This window comes from Enterobacter asburiae (assembly GCF_008080435.1).
Classification (GTDB): domain Bacteria; phylum Pseudomonadota; class Gammaproteobacteria; order Enterobacterales; family Enterobacteriaceae; genus Enterobacter; species Enterobacter asburiae_C.
Window position 1 is genome coordinate 44,366 of the sequence record NZ_VRKN01000015.1, and the last position, 19,836, is coordinate 64,201.

The 19,836-nt window shown below is 56.5% G+C and carries 22 protein-coding genes and 1 pseudogene; 11 read left to right on the top strand and 12 right to left on the bottom strand.

What is annotated here, in order from left to right:
* Nucleotide 1 precedes the first annotated feature (1 nt).
* Both urtE and zinT read left to right on the top strand, forming a co-directional pair.
* Nucleotides 2-700, top strand: a complete 699-nt coding sequence (urtE, locus tag FU672_RS20280) for an urea ABC transporter ATP-binding subunit UrtE (RefSeq protein ID WP_148244570.1) — start codon at nucleotides 2-4, stop codon at nucleotides 698-700.
* A 52-nt stretch (nucleotides 701-752) separates the two neighbouring features.
* Nucleotides 753-1,394, top strand: coding sequence for a metal-binding protein ZinT (gene zinT, locus FU672_RS20285; RefSeq protein ID WP_148244618.1), 642 nt, complete (start codon nucleotides 753-755; stop codon nucleotides 1,392-1,394).
* A 46-nt stretch (nucleotides 1,395-1,440) separates the two neighbouring features.
* Here the strand turns inward: zinT and ydeE are convergent, their stop codons facing one another.
* A complete protein-coding gene (ydeE, locus tag FU672_RS20290) occupies nucleotides 1,441-2,634 on the bottom strand; it encodes an efflux MFS transporter YdeE (protein ID WP_148244571.1) in 1,194 nt (397 codons plus the stop codon).
* Nucleotides 2,635-2,826: 192 nt separating this feature from the next.
* Between ydeE and eamA the strand changes: the two genes are divergently transcribed.
* Nucleotides 2,827-3,732, top strand: coding sequence for an O-acetylserine/cysteine exporter (gene eamA, locus FU672_RS20295; protein WP_148244572.1), 906 nt, complete (start codon nucleotides 2,827-2,829; stop codon nucleotides 3,730-3,732).
* 33 nt (nucleotides 3,733-3,765) lie between these two features.
* Here the strand turns inward: eamA and marB are convergent, their stop codons facing one another.
* The 3 genes from marB to marR are packed head-to-tail and all read right to left on the bottom strand — an operon-like array spanning nucleotide 3,766 to nucleotide 4,853.
* A complete protein-coding gene (gene marB / locus FU672_RS20300; RefSeq protein WP_148244573.1) occupies nucleotides 3,766-3,984 on the bottom strand; it encodes a multiple antibiotic resistance protein MarB in 219 nt (72 codons plus the stop codon).
* Nucleotides 3,985-4,017: 33 nt separating this feature from the next.
* The gene (gene marA, locus FU672_RS20305; RefSeq protein WP_008502237.1) at nucleotides 4,018-4,398 is read right to left on the bottom strand and encodes an MDR efflux pump AcrAB transcriptional activator MarA; all 381 of its coding nucleotides are present in this window, start codon (nucleotides 4,396-4,398) and stop codon (nucleotides 4,018-4,020) included.
* A 20-nt stretch (nucleotides 4,399-4,418) separates the two neighbouring features.
* On the bottom strand, nucleotides 4,419-4,853 hold the full coding sequence (gene marR, locus FU672_RS20310; protein ID WP_148244574.1) for a multiple antibiotic resistance transcriptional regulator MarR: 435 nt from the start codon (nucleotides 4,851-4,853) through the stop codon (nucleotides 4,419-4,421).
* 255 nt (nucleotides 4,854-5,108) lie between these two features.
* On the opposite strand from marR, the gene FU672_RS20315 reads away from it, so the two are divergent.
* Nucleotides 5,109-5,774: a MarC family NAAT transporter gene (locus FU672_RS20315; RefSeq protein WP_148244575.1), complete on the top strand. Its 666-nt coding sequence runs from the start codon at nucleotides 5,109-5,111 to the stop codon at nucleotides 5,772-5,774.
* An 84-nt stretch (nucleotides 5,775-5,858) separates the two neighbouring features.
* Here FU672_RS20315 and FU672_RS20320 read toward each other — a convergent pair.
* Nucleotides 5,859-6,197: pseudogene (locus tag FU672_RS20320) on the bottom strand (sugar transporter); the annotation flags it as partial.
* A 111-nt stretch (nucleotides 6,198-6,308) separates the two neighbouring features.
* Between FU672_RS20320 and FU672_RS20325 the strand changes: the two are divergent.
* Both FU672_RS20325 and FU672_RS20330 read left to right on the top strand, forming a co-directional pair.
* Nucleotides 6,309-7,097, top strand: coding sequence for a PhzF family phenazine biosynthesis protein (locus FU672_RS20325; protein WP_148244576.1), 789 nt, complete (start codon nucleotides 6,309-6,311; stop codon nucleotides 7,095-7,097).
* 27 nt (nucleotides 7,098-7,124) lie between these two features.
* Nucleotides 7,125-7,916: a PhzF family phenazine biosynthesis protein gene (locus FU672_RS20330; RefSeq protein WP_148244577.1), complete on the top strand. Its 792-nt coding sequence runs from the start codon at nucleotides 7,125-7,127 to the stop codon at nucleotides 7,914-7,916.
* On the opposite strand, the gene FU672_RS20335 is transcribed toward FU672_RS20330, so the two are convergent.
* The 6 genes from FU672_RS20335 to FU672_RS20360 form a co-directional block, all read right to left on the bottom strand.
* Nucleotides 7,913-8,590, bottom strand: a complete 678-nt coding sequence (locus FU672_RS20335; protein ID WP_148244578.1) for an SDR family NAD(P)-dependent oxidoreductase — start codon at nucleotides 8,588-8,590, stop codon at nucleotides 7,913-7,915. The genes FU672_RS20330 and FU672_RS20335 overlap by 4 nt on opposite strands.
* A 1-nt stretch (nucleotide 8,591) precedes the next feature.
* Entirely contained in the window at nucleotides 8,592-9,062 is a 471-nt protein-coding gene (locus FU672_RS20340) for a NanQ anomerase/TabA/YiaL family protein (protein ID WP_148244579.1), read from the bottom strand.
* On the bottom strand, nucleotides 9,059-10,222 hold the full coding sequence (locus tag FU672_RS20345) for a sialidase family protein (protein WP_148244580.1): 1,164 nt from the start codon (nucleotides 10,220-10,222) through the stop codon (nucleotides 9,059-9,061). Before FU672_RS20345 ends, FU672_RS20340 begins: the two co-directional genes overlap by 4 nt.
* Nucleotide 10,223: 1 nt before the next feature.
* Nucleotides 10,224-11,636: a sodium:solute symporter family protein gene (locus tag FU672_RS20350; protein WP_148244581.1), complete on the bottom strand. Its 1,413-nt coding sequence runs from the start codon at nucleotides 11,634-11,636 to the stop codon at nucleotides 10,224-10,226.
* A gap of 76 nt (nucleotides 11,637-11,712) precedes the next feature.
* Nucleotides 11,713-12,597, bottom strand: a complete 885-nt coding sequence (locus tag FU672_RS20355) for a dihydrodipicolinate synthase family protein (protein ID WP_148244582.1) — start codon at nucleotides 12,595-12,597, stop codon at nucleotides 11,713-11,715.
* Nucleotides 12,590-13,756: an iron-containing alcohol dehydrogenase gene (locus FU672_RS20360; protein WP_148244583.1), complete on the bottom strand. Its 1,167-nt coding sequence runs from the start codon at nucleotides 13,754-13,756 to the stop codon at nucleotides 12,590-12,592. The genes FU672_RS20355 and FU672_RS20360 overlap by 8 nt, the downstream gene beginning before the upstream one ends.
* Before the next feature lie 173 nt (nucleotides 13,757-13,929).
* Between FU672_RS20360 and dtnK the strand changes: the two genes are divergently transcribed.
* The 4 genes from dtnK to FU672_RS20380 all read left to right on the top strand — a co-directional run bounded on the left by dtnK (nucleotide 13,930) and on the right by FU672_RS20380 (nucleotide 17,453).
* A complete protein-coding gene (gene dtnK, locus FU672_RS20365; RefSeq protein WP_148244584.1) occupies nucleotides 13,930-15,147 on the top strand; it encodes a D-threonate kinase in 1,218 nt (405 codons plus the stop codon).
* A complete protein-coding gene (locus FU672_RS20370; RefSeq protein ID WP_148244585.1) occupies nucleotides 15,140-16,126 on the top strand; it encodes a D-threonate 4-phosphate dehydrogenase in 987 nt (328 codons plus the stop codon). The genes dtnK and FU672_RS20370 overlap by 8 nt, the downstream gene beginning before the upstream one ends.
* A gap of 1 nt (nucleotide 16,127) precedes the next feature.
* The gene (locus FU672_RS20375; RefSeq protein ID WP_148244586.1) at nucleotides 16,128-16,889 is read left to right on the top strand and encodes a DeoR/GlpR family DNA-binding transcription regulator; all 762 of its coding nucleotides are present in this window, start codon (nucleotides 16,128-16,130) and stop codon (nucleotides 16,887-16,889) included.
* 81 nt (nucleotides 16,890-16,970) lie between these two features.
* Complete coding sequence (locus tag FU672_RS20380; RefSeq protein ID WP_148244587.1) at nucleotides 16,971-17,453, top strand: GNAT family N-acetyltransferase; 483 nt, start codon at nucleotides 16,971-16,973, stop codon at nucleotides 17,451-17,453.
* Here the strand turns inward: FU672_RS20380 and ptrR are convergent.
* Nucleotides 17,407-18,285 carry a putrescine utilization regulator PtrR gene (ptrR, locus tag FU672_RS20385; RefSeq protein ID WP_148244588.1) on the bottom strand — a complete coding sequence of 293 codons (879 nt, stop codon included), beginning with the start codon at nucleotides 18,283-18,285 and terminating at the stop codon, nucleotides 17,407-17,409. The genes FU672_RS20380 and ptrR overlap by 47 nt on opposite strands.
* A 98-nt stretch (nucleotides 18,286-18,383) precedes the next feature.
* On the opposite strand from ptrR, the gene sad reads away from it, so the two are divergent.
* Nucleotides 18,384-19,772: a succinate-semialdehyde dehydrogenase gene (gene sad, locus FU672_RS20390; protein WP_148244589.1), complete on the top strand. Its 1,389-nt coding sequence runs from the start codon at nucleotides 18,384-18,386 to the stop codon at nucleotides 19,770-19,772.
* Nucleotides 19,773-19,836: the final 64 nt, after the last annotated feature.

Genomic DNA, 19,836 nt, shown 5'->3' on the forward strand with positions numbered 1-19,836 from the left:
GATGCTACAGGTCAATGAACTGAATCAGTATTACGGCGGCAGTCATATCCTGCGCGGCGTGAGCTTTGAAGCCATCCCCGGAGAAGTCACCTGCCTGCTGGGGCGCAACGGCGTCGGGAAAACCACGCTGCTAAAGTGTCTGATGGGGCTGATCCCGGCGAAAACCGGGGAGGTCATCTGGCAGGGTAAAAAGATCACCCACAGCAAGCCGCACCAGCGGGTGCAGTCGGGCGTGGCGTATGTTCCGCAGGGCCGCGAGATTTTCCCGCGCCTGACCGTGGAAGAGAACCTCCTGCTGGGGCTGTCGCGATTTTCCGCCCGCGAGGCGAAGCAGGTGCCGGACGAGATTTGGCAGCTTTTCCCGGTGCTTAAAGAGATGAAACATCGCCGCGGGGGCGACCTCTCCGGCGGGCAGCAACAGCAGCTGGCGATTGGTCGCGCCCTGGCGAGCCGCCCACAACTGCTGATTCTGGATGAGCCGACCGAAGGCATACAGCCGTCGGTGATCAAAGAGATTGGCCAGGTGATCCGCACCCTGGCGGACCGGGGGGATATGGCGATCCTGCTGGTTGAGCAATTTTACGACTTTGCCGCCGAGCTGGCCGACAGCTACCTGCTGATGTCGCGCGGTACGATTATTCAGCGCGGACGGGGTGAAAACATGGAGCAGGAGGGTGTTCGCGGGCTGGTTGCGATTTGAAATGTTATAATATAACATTTGTATTCTTATCAAACGGAATGAGGATGTTATGTTGGCTGCACATATTGGAAAATTTGCCATGACTCTGGGGGCGCTGCTGGTCAGCGGTCAGCTTTTTGCACACTCGCACGGCCATCAGATGACCGAAGCGGAACAGAAAGCTGCGAGCGGCGTGTTTGAGGATAAGGACGTGAAGGACAGAGCGCTGTCTGACTGGGACGGGACCTGGCAGTCGGTCTATCCGTTCCTGCTGGACGGCTTGCTGGACCCGGTGTTTAAACAGAAGGCGCAGAAGGATAAAAGCAAATCATTTGATGAGGTAAAAGCCTACTACCGAACGGGTTATGCGACGGATGTGGATGCCATCGGCATCGAAAATAACGTGATGGAATTCCATAAAGGCAACGCGGTCAGCCGCTGTCATTATGATTACAGCGGCTACAAAATACTGACCTACGCATCGGGCAAAAAAGGCGTTCGCTACCTGTTTGAGTGTAAGGACGCCAGCAGCAAGGCACCGAAGTTTGTGCAGTTCAGCGACCACACCATCGCGCCGAAAGCCTCTTCGCACTTCCATATTTTCATGGGCAACACCTCCCACGAGGCGCTGCTGAAAGAGATGGATAACTGGCCGACTTATTATCCGAATGAGATGTATAAAGAGCAGGTAGTAGAAGAAATGCTGCACCACTGATGCTTTATTGCCGGGTGGCGGCTACGCCTTACCCGGCCTACAAACGCTACGCCACGTTGGGCGTTTCGCACCACGCCTTCACGCTCATGCCGCGCAAAATCATCAGCCACGCAATGACGATGGCGACCATCATGATCACAAACAACGACCAGTGCGGCAGGTTGGTCAGGATAATACCGGTGATCATCGGGTTTGCCGCCGCGCCGAGCCAGCCCAGCGCCTGCGCGGAGAAATAACTTGCCTTCATTCCCGGCGGGGCAATGTTGTCGATCAGCATATATTCGCCCGGCGCATAGATAATCTCACCCAGGGTAAAGATGGCGGCAGCGATGCCCCAGTAAACCAGGTTTTCTCCGGAGAGCATAAAGCCACCCAGCCCCACGATAAAAAACAGGGTGGCGAGGGTCATCAGCGGGCGAATATTGCTGGCAGTGATCTTACGACCCAGTGCATATTGCAGCGTTACCACCACGGCGGCGTTGACGGGCAATACCACGGCGACCACCTTTTCGGCGAAATTACTGTCTGCATGCGCGGCCAGGACATATTGCGAAATGCAGGTCGCGAACGATCCGCCGACGTATGACGCGAGCAGGCCAGACAGCGTGTACCAGAACAGCGCGCGGTCTTTCAGCAATACCGACGGCTGCCAGGGTTGCTTCTCCTCGGCGGTATCTAACGCAACGCTTTTCTGCACAAAGAAATGGATGAATCCAAGCGGCAGAGCGGCGCAGAAGGCTGCCAGCCAGAACGGTAGCTGCAGGCTGTACATCACCAGCAGAGTGCCAATCGGTGGTCCGATCGTCCAGCCAATGTTCAGAAAGCTGTAGTTCAGCGAGAAAACGCGCGCTTTTTGGCTCGTGGTGAGCACGTCGGAGAACCAGGCCTTCAGCACCGTCGAAAAGACGGAATAGGCGCAGTTGATCAGGGCAAAGAACAGCACCACCAGCGTGACGTTATCGACCAGCGGGATCGCGACAAATCCGGCGATAAAGGCCACGATCGCGATCAGAATGTAGCGTTTTTTATCAAACTTATCGGCAAGAATGCCAAAGCCCAGGCTGAATACCACGCCGATAGTCAGCGCAATCGTCAGGGCATAACCAATATTCTCGACGCTCATGCTATAAACGCGCGTGAGATAAATGGTCATAAACGGCAGCGTTGCCCCACGACCAATGGTTAATAACAATGACGATGCCAGCAGCGCTGCGGTTGAGCGCCTGAGAGATGGTTTCATATTCTGCCCGACAAATGCTTATGCTTTTTTTGTTGTGTTATAAAAGGAGTATCACGCTATAAGGGGCTTGTATAGCACCTAATTTATCCGTAAGTGCTTCGCCTGACTGCCAGAATTAATGATCTTCTCGTGGCGCTATTTTTTCTGTTACCTTGAAGTGTTAACAAATAATTAATAATTCAGGGGCAGGGTATGACACGTAAAGACGGGCTGCTGGCGTTGCTGGTGGTCGTAGTATGGGGACTCAATTTTGTGGTCATTAAGCTGGGGTTACACAACATGCCTCCGCTGATGCTGGCCGGTTTACGTTTTCTGCTGGTTGCGTTCCCGGCCATCTTCTTTGTCGCCCGTCCGAAGATCCCGTTAAAACTGCTGCTGGGCTACGGTCTGACCATTAGCTTCGGCCAGTTCGCGTTTCTCTTCTGCGCGATTAAGTTCGGTATGCCGGCTGGGCTGGCCTCGCTGGTGTTACAGGCGCAGGCGTTCTTTACCATTATTCTCGGCGCGTTTGTGTTTGGCGAGCGCCTGCAGGGCAAACAGCTGGCGGGCATTACGCTGGCGGTGTTTGGCGTACTGGTGCTGATAGAGGCCAGCCTGAATGGCCAGCATGTGGCGCTGCTCGGCTTTATGCTGACGCTGGCTGCAGGGCTGAGCTGGGCCTGCGGGAATATCTTTAACAAGCTGATTATGCAGCACGAGGCGCGCCCGCAGGTGATGTCCCTGGTGGTCTGGAGCGCCTTGATCCCCGTCTTACCGTTTATGGTCGCGGCGTTGATTCTGGATGGCCCGGCCGTCATGCTCAACAGTCTGGTCGAGATCGACCTGACCACAATCCTTTCTCTTGTCTATCTGGCCTTTGTCGCCACCATTGTGGGCTACGGGATCTGGGGATCGCTGCTGGGGCGTTATGAAACCTGGCGCGTGGCGCCGTTATCCCTGCTGGTGCCGGTGGTGGGGCTTGCCAGTGCGGCACTCTTACTGGATGAAACGCTGAGCGCGCTGCAGCTGTTTGGCGCCGTGCTGATCATGGCCGGGTTGTATATCAATGTCTTTGGCCTGCGCGTGCGTCGGGCGACGCGGGTAAGAGAAAAGGCATAAAAAAAAGCCCCGCGTCAGCGGGGCAAAAACGAATCAGAGGCTGTGCTGATTATAATAAGGCACGCCTAATTCGTCGGATTTGTCGCTACCAGCACCCATATGGTTGAAATCATAAGGCGACTGGTCATGTGCTGACGGCAAAATCATCGTATCAGGATTATTTTGCTGCGTTGCACGAGGGGTTTGCTCCGCGAAGGTCTGGCTGGAGAACAGCACCAGCAAGGCGAGGGCGGCGGAGGCGGTAACTTTCATGATTTCCTCGGTTACGTCTGTTACAGGCGATGATTAACTACAGTGTTTTAACGGATACAGGTATCGGGATTCGCCCGGCACGCTGGTGATTCGGTACTTATGAGGCGGCACGTCAAAATAGTTCTTGAACGTACGCGTCAGGGTTTGTTGCGATTCAAATCCGTAACGCTCCGCCAGATAAAGGATCGGCTCATTGCTTTCTTTCAATTTTTGGGCAATTTCCGTCAGCTTGCGGCTGCGAATATATTGACCTAATGAATGACCGGTCTCTTTTTTGAACATCCGTTGCAGGTGCCATTTGGAGTAACCTGAACGCTCCGACACTTTTTCAAGGGAGAGCGGCGATTCCAGGTTATCTTCGATCCAGTCCAAAATGCTATGAATGGTGATAGCGTCAGTATTGCGTCTGGACATCGTCATACCTCTTTTTCTGTTTACGGCAGTATTTTCTTCAGCAAAAGCTCAAGGGTTGCCACTTCATCTGCCGTTAAGTTTTTTGTTAGTTCCTGATGCAGTGTTTGTCCTACTAATTGATGACATTGCTCGCACATGGCCGCGCCATCGCTGGTCAGCTTCACCAGTACGCCGCGTTTGTCATTCGGGTTAGGGCTGCGTTCTATCCATCCTTTGCAGATCAGACGATCGAGCATGCGGGTTAACGCGCCCAGATCGACAGAGAGCACCTTTTTCAGCTCAACCGGTGTGATACACACTTCGCAGCGAATGGAACACAGCACTTTGAACTGTGTTGCGGTGATATCCAGCGGTGACAGATAGTCATTGAGCAGGCGATCTTTTTTCTGATTTACCATATGAATAAGACGACCCAGCGGAACAACGTCGTTAAAGATATCACTGGTGCTTTTCACAATGGTTGCCCTGGCAAGTAGTTAGTCACGGCAGATATTATTGCTCAGGCAAGTATAAGTCAACTGAATGAGTCAGCCGATGCCACGAATTGCTAAAACGTTTCATGAACTTTTTTTGAGGTCTTTCAAATCATATAGATAACTGTCAGTTATCTTTCCAGGGGGAAAATAATCGTTACGTTGCGCCCATGGCTGAATGTCACACTTTCACCCTATAATTGCTGTGTTAAATATGGATAAGGACGACAACGCACTATGTTGGATTTAATAAAAGCAGTCAGCCTTGGGCTGGTGGTCTTGCTGCCGTTGGCTAACCCGTTAACGACGGTGGCGCTGTTCCTCGGGTTGGCAGGGAATATGAACAGCGCCGAGCGTAACCATCAGTCGATGATGGCCTCGGTGTATGTGTTTGCCATCATGATGGTGGCTTACTATGCCGGACAGGTGGTGATGAATACCTTCGGGATTTCTATCCCTGGCCTGCGTATCGCCGGGGGGCTGATTGTGGCCTTTATCGGTTTCCGCATGCTGTTCCCGGCGCAAAAAGCGCATGAGTCGCCGGAGGCGGCCAGCAAATCCGAAGAGCTGGAAACCGAACCGAGTGCGAATATCGCCTTTGTACCGATTGCCATGCCGAGCACGGCGGGGCCGGGTACCATTGCGATGATCATCAGTTCAGCATCAACGGTGCGTGACAGCGCAACCTTCCCGGACTGGGTGCTGACGGTTGCGCCGCCGCTGATTTTTGCGATTATCGGGGTTATCGTGTGGGCGTCGCTGCGCAGTTCTGGCGCCATCATGCGCTGGGTAGGGAAAGGGGGTATCGAGGCGATTTCCCGTCTGATGGGCTTCTTACTGGTCTGTATGGGCGTGCAGTTTATTATTAACGGCGTGCTGGAAATTATTAAGACCTATCATTGATGTCTTGCCCGGCGGCGCTTCGCTTGCACGGGACTACGGGTCTTGTAGGCCGGGTAAGGCGAAGCCGCCACCCGGCAAAAAACAAACGTCACCCAGGTAGCCAATCGCCGACATCGATACGTGAAGTATTACCTGATTTCCCACCAGCGCGCCCGCGCCAATCCCCAGATTGAAAATCCCGGAGAACAGCGACATTGCGACGTCCGTTGCATCCGGCGCCAGAGCCAGGACTTTCACCTGCATGCCCAGACCAATAATCATGATCGCCACGCCCCAGAACAGGCTGAGGATCGCCAGATGGCGTTCACTGCCTGCGGCAGGCATCAGCAACAGCAGGCAGGCCAGCAGCAGACCGATGGCGCTGCTCACCAGCGTGGAGGCATGCCGGTTACCCAGCTTACCGAACAGCACGCTGCCAATAACTCAACCATTATGTGATGCAGATCTCAATATTTACTTTGTGAAAGCGGTAGCCGGGAACGCGGTTTTCATTGAATATAAAAGAACAACACAATAAAAACAGGCGGTAAGACAATGCAGGAGATTGATTTTTATCTGGTAGATGCGTTCAGCGATACCTCGTTTGGCGGTAACCCGGCAGCCGTTTGCCCGCTGAAAGCGTGGTTACCCGATGAAACCTTACTGAAAATGGCGCAACAGCATAATCAGTCGGAAACGGCTTTTTTCGTCTGCAGTAAAGGGGGCATTGAGCTACGCTGGTTTACCACGCTCACAGAAGTCAATCTCTGCGGCCACGCTACGCTGGCGGCCGCGCATGTGCTGTTTACCGAGCTGGATTACCCGGATTCGCGGATCCACTTTGATACCGCTTCTGGCCGCCTGACGGTCAGCCGGGAGGGGGAGTGGATGACGCTGGACTTCCCTGCATGTCCAACCCATCAGGAGATCCCCCCGCCGGAGATGCTTTCGGCGCTGGGTATCAGCCGCTACGTTGAAGCCCGTAAAGGGCGTGCCTGGCTGATCGTACTGGAAAATCGCCAGCAGGTTGAAGCGCTTGCGCCGCGCTTCTCGGCGATGACGCCAGGTGAGCATAAGGTGAGCGTTACGGCGCGCGGTGAGGGGGAATATGATTTTGTCAGCCGCTTTTTCTCACCGGGCGTTTCCGTACCGGAAGACCCGGTCACCGGCTCCGCGCACACGATGCTGATCCCTTACTGGGGTGAAACGCTGGGGAAAACAATGCTGTTTGCCCGTCAGGTTTCAGCGCGCGGTGGCGATGTACGCTGTGAGCTGAAAGGCTCGCGCGTGCTGATGAGCGGGCAGGCCACACTTTATCTGAAAGGCACAGTTTTTCTGCGCTAAATAGCCATAACAAGAGAGGAAGAGACAATGCAGGAAATTGATTTTTATCTGGTGGATGCCTTCAGCGACAAAACCTTTGGCGGCAACGCCGCAGCGGTATGTCCTCTGGAAGAGTGGTTGCCGGACGAGACGCTACTCAAAATGGCGCAGCAGCATAACCAGTCCGAGACCGCCTTTTTCGTGCGCACCGACGGCGGGTTTGAGCTACGCTGGTTTACCACGCTGGATGAAATTAACCTGTGCGGTCACGCCACGCTGGCCGCATCACACGTCATTTTCGAATACCTTGATTACCCGCATACCGAAATCACCTTCACCACGCGCTTTGTCGGCGAGCTGTCGGTCAAACGCAGCGGCGACTGGCTGACGCTGAACTTCCCCGCGTGGTCGACGGAGGTTGTCGAGACCCCACCCGAGTTGCTGTTTAGCGCGCTGGGCATCACGGAGGCGAAAGAGGTGCGCGTGGGTCGGGATTACATGGTGGTGCTGGAGAGCCAGCAGCAGGTGGAAGCGTTAACGCCGGATATTGGGGCAATGCTTCCGCTGGATAAAATGGTCTGCGTGACGGCGCCGGGAGAAGAATATGACTTCGTCAGCCGCTTCTTCTGCCCGGGCGAAGGGGTGCCGGAAGATCCGGTCACCGGATCCGCCCACAGCATGCTGATCCCGTACTGGAGCGAAAAGCTGGGTAAAACGTCACTCAATGCCCGCCAGGTGTCATACCGTGGCGGGGATTTGCGCTGCGAGCTGAAGGGCGACCGCGTGCTGATTGGCGGCCAGGCCACCTTGTATCTGAAAGGGCGTATCTTCCTGCGCTAGCTGAGGGAGGCGCCGCCGCATATCACCATCTCCTGGCCGGTGATGGCGGCGGCGTCTTCGCTAAGCAAGAAACTCACCAGTGCCGCCACCTCTTCTGGCGCGATTAAACGTCCGATTGGCGGACATTTTGGGGGCGAGGTTTTCCGCCCTGGTGCACTGAGCATCGGCGTTTGGGTGGCCCCTGGTGAGACCACGTTAGCCGTGATCCCGCGCGGGGCCAGTTCCGCCGCCCAGCTCCTGACCATTCCTACCATCGCCGCTTTGGTGGCAACATACTGCGATCGTCCTGCTGCACCACGAGAGGTTCTGCTGCCTATCGCCACAAACCGTCCTCCGGCAGCCATAGAGGGCGCAAAATGGTTAAACAGCGCCTCACAGGCCCGGACGTGGAGCTGCCACAGTGAGGCGCTAACGCGGCTTTCCAGCTGGCCCAATGGCGCGGCGGCCATCATCCCGGCGGCATGGATTACTGCCTGGGGCGAGGCGACGGTGTGCAGGGTGCTGCTCAACGCATCAGGATCGGTGATATCAACGCGAAGACTTGTGAAGCCAGGCGTATCCAGCATCACGGCTCGGCGACTGAGCCCGGTGACCTGCCAGCCCTCCGCCAGTAATCGCTTAACGATGGCCTCACCAATTCCGGAGCTGGCCCCGGTGACGACGGCGTGACGCATGTCAGACTTCCAGCATCGCGCGGGGAACCTTAAACACCGCTTTGCGGACCATCATCGGCGCCTCTACGGCGCACAGCGCCTGATGAGGTTCTCCGGGACAAAAGACCACAAAGCCACCCGCGGTCAGGCGGATCCTGACGCCGAGCCCGGCGGGTGAAGCGATAAAGAGATCCGGTTTACGCTCTTCGTCACCTGACCTGCCTGCGGGAAGCGTTCCAGCATAAATATGCTCTTCACCTGCTAACACAATCTGGATGTCCGCCCACTGATGATGATATTCCGTATGCCGCTCAGCTCGCGGCTGCGTTTGCGCCGGGCCAATGTGGCAAAACCACGACGCATTCTCAGGCTGCCAGCGTCCGTCATCGCGTTCGCTGAGGGCCTTCAACGTGCAATCCGGGCGGGAAAGCAGGGCGCACAGCGCTGGCGGTAGCCCTGCCAGCGACAGGGCGTTGAGATGTCCGATAATCATAGAGTCTCCTTGACCCATTCTGGCGTCACCCGCACGTATTTTATGGCCTGGCGGAAGTACGTGTAAGCGATATGAAGATTGCCCTCAGGTCCCTGCTTGATGCTGGGATAGGAGAATTCGCGATTGAGTTTTTCCATGGAGTTGTTGGTCATACAGTAACCATCCCCCTCGTCCAGATGACGCTGCCACGGCCAGCTTTTCCCGCCATCCGGCGAAATGGCGACGGTCATCGGCGCGCGCGGCGCGCCCCAGAAGGCTGTCCGACCGCTGGTGATCGCCGGCTCTTTACGACCGTCACCATCGTCAATTTCATCGTATAACGATGCGCGACGTTCACGCGCGCCGGCGGCGCTCATGGCGTTAAAGACCAGCGCGAGTTCACCGCTGGCAAGGGTTGTTACCTGGATAGAGGAGTTGTTATTGGGTAGCTCCGTCGGCTCCGGTACGGACCAGCTTTCGCCGTGATCCGTTGACTGGCTGTAATAAATATTGTCCGCCCAGCGGCTGCGGAACAGCGCCACCAGGGTGCCGTTGTGAAGCGGGGTAATATTCATGTGTACACAGCCCAGGCTTTCCGGCACCTCGACATCGCGCCACGTTTTGCCACCATCTGCGGAGATTTTTACCGCGCTGATATCGTCATTTCCGACCCATTTCTCTCCCGGCTGGGTGCGGCAGTAAAATACAGGCAGCAGCCAGTTTCCGTTGTCCAGCACGACAATTGGCTGGCGAATAAACGTGCCCGGTTTATCGAGCAGGGTTGCGATGTCCCCCCAGGTTTTCCCCAGATCGCGAGACTGGCGATAGCGAACAATAGCCGTGTCCTGATTACCGGAAATCTGTGCGGTCCACAGCAGCCACAGCACGTTGTCCGGGGCCAGAAACAGAACCGGGTTTTGTTCGGAACGCGTGGCATCATCCGACAGTTTTACCGCATCACTCCACTGCTGGCCGCCCGGCGCCAGGCGTGAACTCCATACGGAGATATCCGCAATACCTTCCTGGGTTCCTCCGAACCAGACGCAAATCAGCGAGCCATCCGGGAGCGGCAGCAGATTCGCCGCGTGGTTTTGTGGGCAAGAGGAAGGCAGCATGGCGGCCTCCGTGCGGGCATCCTGTTGCGGGCGAACAATCCCATCGCGGGTTATGGTTACAGACATATCAGACTCCATTATTTTCAACGGGGGTTGGCGCTTTACCCTGCGCTTTTCCCGGAATGAGACGGTCAATCACCATGATGACGGCAGGGGTCAGCAGGGCGATGTACATATTGTTGATGCCGAAAGGATCGCCCAGCAGATACCAGACGGAGGTCACGACGCAGGCGCCAATCAGGCCCGCATTCGCACCACGGGTGCTGCGGAAGAACGGGGCGTAGAAGGCGATAACGGCCACCACTGAAATCGACAGGCGAATAGCGCGGGTAAAGAACGAGAGCTTCAGGACTTCAGGCACCAGCAGAACAAAAATCAGCGGCAGGAAACCAATCAGCAGGGAGATCCAGCGGGTGGCCTTAAATTCCTGTTCAGGCGTCGGGTTGCGCATCGGCACGTAAAAATCTTTTACCACCAGGGAGGCGATAGCCAGTGCAACGGTACTGACGCTGACGAAAATAGATGCCACCAGAGAGGTGGTGACCAGACCGGCCAGCCACGGATTCATATCCTGCAGGAAAATCGGCATTGCATACAGGCTGTTAATCTCCGGGTGCAGGTATTTTGCCGCCACGCCAATTACCGCGATGGCCAGCGCAATCGGCAGGCAGAAGAAGAACGCAACCCAGGTAGAGCGTTTGGCCGATTTCACGTCTTTGGTGGAGGAGATTGCCTGAATCACAAACTGGGTACAGAAGATGGAACCAATGGTGCCGATGAGCCAGGCGAAAATGGTCGACGCGCCAATATTGCCATCCCAGGTCCAGTAGAAGTCCGGCATGTTTTCAACCATTGGCGCGAAGCCGCCCGTCTTAGACAGCGCAAAACCCATGATGACCAGAATGCCGAAGTATTTCAGCGCGCTGTGCACCACCGTCACCCAGGCTACCCCCTTCATGCCGCCAAAGGCGAAATAGAAGGTACTGACGATGGCCGTAATGAAGGCGGCAACGGGCAGGTTGACTTTCAATACCGTTGAAATGGCCGCAGCTCCGCTGACGTAATTCCCCACGTTAACCAGCAGCAGGGCATAGATCATGATGATGGAGATAATGTTTTTGGTGCTGTTACCATATTTCTCAGCAATCGCACCAGAGATGGTGATTTTTCCGGTGCTGTAGATGCGTTTTACCAGCAGCAGGCCAAAAAGCGGGAAGCCAATCGCGGCCCCAATGACGGACCAGGACGCAGCAAACCCGTCTTCAAACGCCGCCTGCGCGGTGCCGATAGTGGATTTGGCGCCGATATACTCGGACATCAGCAGGATCCCGACAATAAACGCCGGCATCGCGCGGGAGCCTTCCATAAAGTCCCCGGAATTTTTACTGCGGATCCGGAAGGTTAGCCAGGTCGTGAACAGGATGTAGACAATGACTATGCCCACAATGATCAGGGTATCTTCAGCGGTAAAATTATTCATCTTTGCCTCTCTTCAGGGCGAGTGAATCCTGGGCACCTCGGGCACCCGGTATTCTTATTGACGAAACAAACGCCATTTAGTTAAGTGACATTGTCACTATTCGGCGTATCTGTTGGCACTGCTGCTCGCTAAACGCCACGGCATAGCGGCTTTCTCCGACGTCTTCCCCCATGATCTGCAGCGCTTTTTTGACTGCGGCAGGCGAAAACGCCACGTTGTAAAGCTCGGTGCGAAGCTGGGTGACGCGCTCCTGCGCCAGACGAGAACCGTCAATATCACCCGCGTTAAAGCGTGACCAGATGGCGTTGATGGCCTCCGGCGCCACGTTCGCCAGCCCGGAAATGCAGGCTGAACATCCGTCGACGAAACCCTGATGGATAAGCGAATCCGGTCCGTTCAGCACGTTGAATCCGTCAATGTCGCTTACCGCATTGAGGAATCCGCGCAGGCTCTCGTAACTTCCGGCACTGTCTTTAATACCGATAATGTTCGGATGTTCGGCCAGCGCGCGTGCGGTAGCGGGCTCAATGGTGTTGCCGGTACGCGCCGGAATGTTGTACAGAAATACCGGGACGGCTAGCGCGTCGGCGATAGCGGTGTAATGTGCGACGAGTTCAGCCTGCTTCAGCGGAACGAAGTAAGGGGTAATGACGGAAACGGCGTCGACGCCCAGCGAGGCGATCTGTTTCCCGAGGCGGATGGTTTCACGGGTCGAGATTTCCCCAATGTGCGCCACCACCGGGGCGCGCCCGGCAACCGTTTCCACACAGGTACGGGTAACGGCGATTTTTTCTTCTTCGTTCAGCACGAAGAACTCACCGTTTGTGCCGCCGCAGAAGATGCCGTTACCAGCATTAAGTTGACGATCGATCTGTTGTATAAGGCCCGGTAGATTCAGCGCGCCTTCCGTGTCAAAGGGGGTCACTATGGCCGTCAGTACGCCCCTGATGTTGTTATGCATGATTCACTCCCTGGCTATTCATGTTGGGAAATAGTGTCCGGTAAATCGCCTGCACCTCGTCGTGGTTGACCTGACAAGGGGCGTTGTTCATTAGCCGCTTAACGTTAAGGGCCGCATCGCTCAGGGAGGGGACGTCGTCGCGCGGTACGCCCAGCGCTTCCAGGTTGTCCGGCAGGTTGAGCCTGCTAACCAGTGCGGCAAAGTACTCCACCAGCGCGTGGGATTTTTCTTCGTCTGACAGCGTTGCATCTGCACCCGGCACCAAATCCCATACCTGTGCAAATTTCGTCACGCAGTGGGGACGAACCGCTCGCATGCAGGGCGCCAGCAGAATGGCGTTGGCGACGCCGTGCGGCAGGTGATATTTCCCGCCGAGCGGATAGGAAAGGGCGTGAACCAGGTGTGTGCCTGCATGCGCAATGGCAACCCCGCCGTAGTAAGACGCCCACAGCATCTCCAGCTTCGCCAGCTGATTTCCCGGTTCAGCGCAGGCCGTTTCAATGTTGTTCAGCAGCTTAGCCAGTCCCGTCAGCGCGGCGTTATCGCTGACCGGGTTGGCAACCGTTGAGGTGAAACACTCAATCAGATGACACAACGCATCAATCCCGGTAGATGAGGCAATATGCGCGGGCATGCTGGTGGTCAGCTCCGGCAGCAGGGCGACGTAATCGGGCAGCAGTACGGGGGAGATAATGCCCACTTTCGTGTTTTGCTCCGGAATCGCCAGAATGGCATTCGGCGTCGCTTCCGAGCCGGTTCCGGCAGTAGCCGGGATCAGCAGAGAGGGGATGCGCGCCTCAGGTTTTATACCCGCCAGAAGGTTATCCAGCCCCGGCGACAGCGGATGACACAGCACTGAGAGCAGTTTGGCCACATCCAGTACGCTACCGCCGCCGATCCCCACGACAAGCCCAAACGTCCCGTTTAACCCCGCGAGCAGCTGGCTGACATCGTGGTGGGAGGGTTCAGGCGGCACGCTGTCAATAATCGTGACGCGGCGGTTGTCCTCTTTGAGGATCGCGCGGATCTGCTTTGCTGCCTCCAGACGCGCAATGTTGCCGTCCGTCACTAGCAGCAGCTGCGTTTTATCAGTGAGTAACGGCCTGATGGCGGCGATGGCATTCGCGCCGCTAATAATGGTGCTGTTGATCGTAACCACGCTTTTCTCCTGTCTCTGTGCCCATGATTGATTTCGCTCAAATAAGACGCTTCATGGTCATCGTGTGGCTAAATTTATAATTTATTCGCAAACTGATTAACTTGATCTTGCTCACATATAATCAATCATGATTGAATATAATCATTAACAGGAAAGGCGAACCCGGAGCGGGGATGAAAGTGAACAATCTGTACAGAGAGGTCGTGGTCGTCGCAGACGACTTTACCGGTGCTAACGATGCCGGCGTCAGCCTGGCGCTGTGCGGCAAAAAAGTCAGCGTGGCGTTTCATACACCTTTTACCCAGGCGACCGATGTGCTGATCGTCAATACCGATTCCCGGGCGCTGCGGGTCTCAGAGGCGGCGGAAAAGGTGGCCGCACTAGGGGCGGATATCGCGGATGCCCGCTGGCTCATCAAAAAGATTGATTCCACGCTGCGTGGCAACGTGGGGGCTGAAACGCAGGCCCTTAAGGCATTAAGCGGCAAGCAACAGGTGATTGTTGCCCCGGCGTACCCCTCGGCAGGGCGGATCACGCGGCACGGCAGGTGTCTGGTAAACGGCACTCCGGTGGATGAAACCGAATTTGCCAGCGATCCCAAAACGCCCGTCCCGTCTGCCGCGATTGCAGACCTTTTTACCGACGTGACTGGTAAAAGCGTGACCGTGGAGACGCTGACTGCCGAGCTGGCGCAGGGAACGGAGTGGATCTTCGTTGATGCGCAGACCGACGAGGAGCTGGATGCCATTATCGCCGCAGCAATGACCTGCGCGCAGATGCCGCTGCTGGTGGGCTCTGCCGGACTATGCGATGCGCTGGCCCGTCATCTGGCCCCGGCGCGACACAAACAGCTGTTGGCCGTGGTGGGCTCGATGAGTGAGATCGCTCAACGCCAGGTCACCCTGGCAACACGTGCTTCCGGCGTCTCGTCGGTATTCATTGATGTGAATGACATTTTGCGCGGCGTTACGGCCGGGTATCTCGCTCAAATTGTGCAGGTGCTACAGGCTGGGCATCACTGCATTGTTCATACCTGCGCGTGCCACGAGGCTCGCCATCAGGTCGAGCAACTCTGTCAGCAGCATCACGTCACCCGGGCAGGCCTGGGCGAAAAAATCTGTACGCTTTTAGGTGAACTGACCCGACAGGTGCTTGCGGTGCACGAGCCGGACGCGTTGTACGTCTCCGGTGGCGATGTTGCGATGGCAGTCGCCAGGGCACTTGGTGCGCGGGGTTTTGAGATCGTCGGGTGCGTCGCACAGTGCGTACCTTACGGAAAATTTCTGGGTTGCGGCTGGCAGCAGCCGGTAATGACCAAAGCAGGGGGCTTCGGAAAGGAAGAGACACTGCTTGAGGTATTGCATTTTATCGAGGAGAGACTGAGTGACTAAAATCATTGCTGTAACCATGGGTGACCCGGCTGGTATTGGCCCGGAAATCATTATCAAATCCCTCACCGAAGGCGAGTTGTCAGGGGCGCCTGTTGTTGTCGTGGGCTGCGCCAGAACGTTGCAGCGGGTGCTGGATAAAGGGATCGCCGGGCAGGCGGATATACGTCTTATCGACGAGGTGTGCGACGCGAAATTTGCCCCTGGCGTGATTAACGTGCTGGACGAACCGCTGGCCGATCCTGATGCGTTAAAGCCGGGTGTCGTTCAGGCTGCCGCAGGGGATCTGGCTTATCGCTGCGTGAAGCGTGCCACCGAACTGGCGGTGGCGGGTAAAGTAAAGGCTATCGCGACGGCTCCTCTGAATAAAGAGGCTCTGCATCTGGCCGGTCACCTCTATCCGGGTCACACCGAGCTGCTGGCGCATCTGACCGACAGCAAAGATTACGCCATGGTGCTGTATACGGATAAACTGAAGGTGATCCACATCACGACCCACATTGCGCTGCGCAAATTCCTTGATACGCTCAATCAGGATCGGGTAAAAACCGTGATTGGCATTGCGGATAGCTTCCTGAAACGCGTCGGGTTCGAGCATCCTCGCATTGCCGTTGCCGGTGTAAACCCGCATGCGGGTGAGAACGGCCTGTTTGGTGACGAAGAGATCAAAATTGTCGGCCCGGCCGTTGAGGCAATGAAAGCGCAGGGGTTAAACGTCACCGGACCGTGTCCACCGGATACGGTATTTATGCAATGCCACGAAGGAATGTATGACATGGTCGTTGCGATGTATCACGATCAGGGGCATATTCCGCTAAAATTGCTCGGCTTTTATGACGGGGTGAATATCACCGCCGGGTTGCCGTTTATCCGTACCTCTGCAGACCACGGAACCGCGTTCGATATTGCCTGGACCGGTAAAGCGAAGTCTGAGAGCATGACGGTGTCTATCCAGTTGGCTATGCAAATTACACGGGAATGATATGAAGGGATATAACCGGTTAGAGCAGATAATGGATTACCTGAAAGGGCATAATCTGGTGACGGTGGATCAGCTGGTGGCAATTACCGATGCCTCTCCGGCAACGATCCGCCGGGATTTGATTAAGCTCGATCAGGAAGGTGTGATTAGCCGTACTCATGGCGGCGTAACCCTTAACCGGTTTATTCCTTCTCAGCCCACGACGCATGAAAAAATGCAGCGCAGTCTGGTGGAAAAACACGCTATCGCCAGCGCGGCAGCGAGTTTTGTTAAAGCAGGGGACGCCATTGTGCTGGATGCCGGTACCACGATGATTGAACTCGCTCGTCAGCTGACGCATCTGCCGCTTCGCGTGATCACCAGCGATTTGCACATTGCGCTGTTTCTCTCGGAATTCCGACAGATTGAAGTAACGATTATTGGCGGGCGTATCGATGATTCGAGCCAGTCCTGCATCGGTGAGCACGGCCGTTGCCTGCTGCAAAACGTCTGGCCGGACGTGGCTTTTGTCAGCTGTAACGGATGGGATATCACCCGCGGCATAACCTCGCCGACGGAAGAGAAGGCCGCGCTTAAGCGCGATTTAATTGCCAACGCTAAACGCCGCGTGCTGCTGGCGGACAGCTCCAAATATGGCGCCTGGTCACTGTTTAACGTGGCGCATCTTCATACCCTCACGGATATCGTGACGGACAGCAGGCTGGATGAGACGACACAGGCCGAGCTGAGGGCGTTAGATGTCCAGCTGACGCTCGCGTCATGACATAAGTTAATACTATGTAGCACCCTGGCAGGCCTGCGCTATGTTGAAATTTAGTCTCACAAAAAAAGCAAGGAGCCTGCCATGTATTCCATTACCTCTGAATCTGCACGTCATCCGGACATTGTCAAACTGATCGCGGCGCTTGACCGCTATCAGAGCGAACTCTATCCCGCCGAAAGCAATCATCTGCTTGACCTCGCTGCGTTGCCGGAAGCTTCGCTTATCCTGATGGTCATTCGTGACCAGCAGCTGCACGCCGTGGGCTGCGGAGCCATCGTTCTCAACGGTGACGGAACGGGGGAGATGAAGCGGGTCTATATCGATCCGGCCCATCGTGGGCAGCATCTCGGCGAGACGCTGCTGGCCGCCCTGGAAGATGAAGCCCTGAGCCGTCATTGTCATACGGTAAGGCTGGAGACAGGCATCAAACAGCGTGCCGCGGTTCGTCTTTATGAGCAGTGCGGGTACGATTTGCGTCCGGCGTTTGCCCCGTATGCTGACGATCCGCTCAGCCTGTTTATGGAGAAGGCACTGGTTGAAGACGTTCGTTTAGCAGCGCTATAAAGGCTTCCAGCTGGCGGGTCATCGCCCCGCGTCGCCACACCAGCCAGGTAGTGAGCCACCGCCAGTTTTCCGCCAGCGGCCAGGCTTCAACCTGATGATGTCCCGGCATACTCTCCAGCATCGAGCGCGGCATCAGCGCGATGCCCGCGCCCGCAATGACGCAGGCGAGCATGCCGTGATAGGACTCCATCTCATGAATGCGGCCGGGCGTGGCTCTGTCCGCATGAAACCAGCTTTCCAGGTGTCGGCGATACGAGCAGTTCGCGCGAAAGGCGTAAACGTCGCTGCCGCTGACCTGCGTGGCGCGCGTCACCTCCGCATGCCCGGCAGGCGTGACCAGCATCATCTCTTCCCTGTAGACCGGCATGCCCTCCAGCTCCGGGTGCGACAGCGGCCCGTCGACAAAGGCGGCGCTGAGGGTTCCCTCCAGTACGCCATCAATCATCGTTCCGGATGGCCCGGTAGAAAGGGCAAACTGGATGCGCGGATAGCGCTGGTTAAACTGCGCCAGCGTTTCAGGAATGCGCACGGCGGCGGTACTTTCCAGCGCGCCGAGGGCAAATAATCCCTGTGGCTCATCTCCCGCGACGACCATGCGCGCTTCATCCACCAGGGCGAGGATTTGCCTGCTGTAGCGCAGGAAGTTATGCCCGGCGGGGGATAAGCGCAAACGCTGGTTCTCACGAATAAACAGCTCAACGCCAAGATCGGCTTCCAGCTGGCGGATGCGGGTCGTCAGGTTGGACGGCACGCGATGCACCTTCTGCGCCGCCTGGGTAATGCTGCCCGTCAGCGCGACGGCGTTAAACATTTCGAGCTGGGTTAAGTCCATATCATTCTCGTTTCGTGAATAAGGTGGTTAGTATTATTCATTTTTAAGAAATAGCAGAGTGAGCCACAATGAATCAACCGAAATACGTGGAGAACAACATGATTTATTCATCTGCTACGCATGCCTTTTCTGTTAACCCGGCAACGGGGGAAACCCTCGCCGCGTATCCCTGGGCGACGCCGGAAGAGGTTGAACGCGCGATTTCTCATTCTGACGCGGGGTATCGCCAGTGGCGACGCGAAAGCGTGTCCCATCGGGCGCAGAAGCTGCGGGAACTCGGCGCAGCGTTGCGAAACCGCGCGGAAGAGATGGCGCAGACAATCTCCCGTGAAATGGGGAAACCTATCCTGCAGGCGCGGGCGGAAGTGGCAAAATCTGCCGCGCTGTGCGACTGGTATGCCGAGCACGGCCCGGCGATGCTGCGTGCGGAGCCTACGCTGGTGGAAAACCACAACGCGGTCATTGAATACCGTCCGCTGGGGCCGGTTCTCGCAGTGATGCCCTGGAACTTCCCGCTCTGGCAGGTGCTGCGTGGCGCGGTGCCGATCCTGCTGGCAGGTAACAGCTATCTGCTCAAACATGCGCCGAACGTGCTCGGCTCTGCGGACCTTATTGCGCAGATCTTTGCGGATGCCGGTTTCCCTGAAGGTGTATTCGGCTGGGTGAATGCCACCAATGACGGCGTAAGTCAGGCGATTAACGATCGCCGTATTGCGGCGGTGACCGTCACCGGCAGCGTGCGTGCCGGTGCGGCCATTGGCGCGCAGGCAGGGGCCGCGCTGAAAAAATGCGTTCTTGAGCTGGGTGGCTCCGACCCGTTTATCATTCTCAACGATGCCGACCTCGATCTTGCCGTGAAGGCGGCGGTGGCGGGTCGCTACCAGAATACCGGGCAGGTGTGCGCGGCGGCGAAACGTTTTATCGTCGAGGAGGGTATCGCAGAGACCTTTACCCGGCGTTTTGTCGAGGCCGTTTCTGCGCTGAAGCTGGGCGCACCGGATCGGGAAGAGAACTTTATTGGCCCGATGGCGCGTTTTGACCTGCGCGATGAACTGCATCAGCAGGTGCAGGCGACCCTGGCCGAAGGGGCAACGCTGCTGCTGGGCGGAGAGAAGATCAGCGGAGAGGGGAATTACTACGCGCCAACCGTGCTGTCGAACGTTAACCCGTCGATGACGGCGTTCCGCCAGGAACTGTTTGGTCCGGTCGCGGCCATTACTGTTGCGAAAGACGCGGAGCACGCCCTGACGCTTGCCAACGACAGCGACTTTGGCCTGTCCGCCACCGTCTTTACCGCTGATGCAGCGCTTGCGGATAAATTCTCCCGCGAACTGGAGTGCGGCGGCGTGTTTATCAACGGCTTTAGCGCCAGCGACGCGCGCGTGGCCTTCGGCGGCGTGAAGAAAAGCGGCTTTGGCCGCGAGCTTTCCCATTTTGGGCTGCATGAGTTCTGCAACGTGCAGACGGTGTGGAAGGATCGCGTGTAATTTATTGCCCGCCTGTGATTTCGGCCCTCACCATGGGGGCCGCTGTCATTTATCTGCAATGGTT

Bases quoted from the DNA above. Each gene is read 5' to 3' on its own strand.
- urtE (WP_148244570.1), top strand. From the start codon at position 2: ATGCTACAGGTCAATGAACTGAATCAGTATTACGGCGGCAGTCATATC.
- ydeE (WP_148244571.1), bottom strand. From the start codon at position 2,634: ATGAAACCATCTCTCAGGCGCTCAACCGCAGCGCTGCTGGCATCGTCA.
- eamA (WP_148244572.1), top strand. From the start codon at position 2,827: ATGACACGTAAAGACGGGCTGCTGGCGTTGCTGGTGGTCGTAGTATGG.
- marB (WP_148244573.1), bottom strand. From the start codon at position 3,984: ATGAAAGTTACCGCCTCCGCCGCCCTCGCCTTGCTGGTGCTGTTCTCC.
- marA (WP_008502237.1), bottom strand. From the start codon at position 4,398: ATGTCCAGACGCAATACTGACGCTATCACCATTCATAGCATTTTGGAC.
- FU672_RS20315 (WP_148244575.1), top strand. From the start codon at position 5,109: ATGTTGGATTTAATAAAAGCAGTCAGCCTTGGGCTGGTGGTCTTGCTG.
- FU672_RS20325 (WP_148244576.1), top strand. From the start codon at position 6,309: ATGCAGGAGATTGATTTTTATCTGGTAGATGCGTTCAGCGATACCTCG.
- FU672_RS20330 (WP_148244577.1), top strand. From the start codon at position 7,125: ATGCAGGAAATTGATTTTTATCTGGTGGATGCCTTCAGCGACAAAACC.
- FU672_RS20335 (WP_148244578.1), bottom strand. From the start codon at position 8,590: ATGCGTCACGCCGTCGTCACCGGGGCCAGCTCCGGAATTGGTGAGGCC.
- FU672_RS20340 (WP_148244579.1), bottom strand. From the start codon at position 9,062: ATGATTATCGGACATCTCAACGCCCTGTCGCTGGCAGGGCTACCGCCA.
- FU672_RS20345 (WP_148244580.1), bottom strand. From the start codon at position 10,222: ATGTCTGTAACCATAACCCGCGATGGGATTGTTCGCCCGCAACAGGAT.
- FU672_RS20350 (WP_148244581.1), bottom strand. From the start codon at position 11,636: ATGAATAATTTTACCGCTGAAGATACCCTGATCATTGTGGGCATAGTC.
- FU672_RS20355 (WP_148244582.1), bottom strand. From the start codon at position 12,597: ATGCATAACAACATCAGGGGCGTACTGACGGCCATAGTGACCCCCTTT.
- dtnK (WP_148244584.1), top strand. From the start codon at position 13,930: ATGAAAGTGAACAATCTGTACAGAGAGGTCGTGGTCGTCGCAGACGAC.
- FU672_RS20375 (WP_148244586.1), top strand. From the start codon at position 16,128: ATGAAGGGATATAACCGGTTAGAGCAGATAATGGATTACCTGAAAGGG.
- FU672_RS20380 (WP_148244587.1), top strand. From the start codon at position 16,971: ATGTATTCCATTACCTCTGAATCTGCACGTCATCCGGACATTGTCAAA.
- ptrR (WP_148244588.1), bottom strand. From the start codon at position 18,285: ATGGACTTAACCCAGCTCGAAATGTTTAACGCCGTCGCGCTGACGGGC.
- sad (WP_148244589.1), top strand. From the start codon at position 18,384: ATGATTTATTCATCTGCTACGCATGCCTTTTCTGTTAACCCGGCAACG.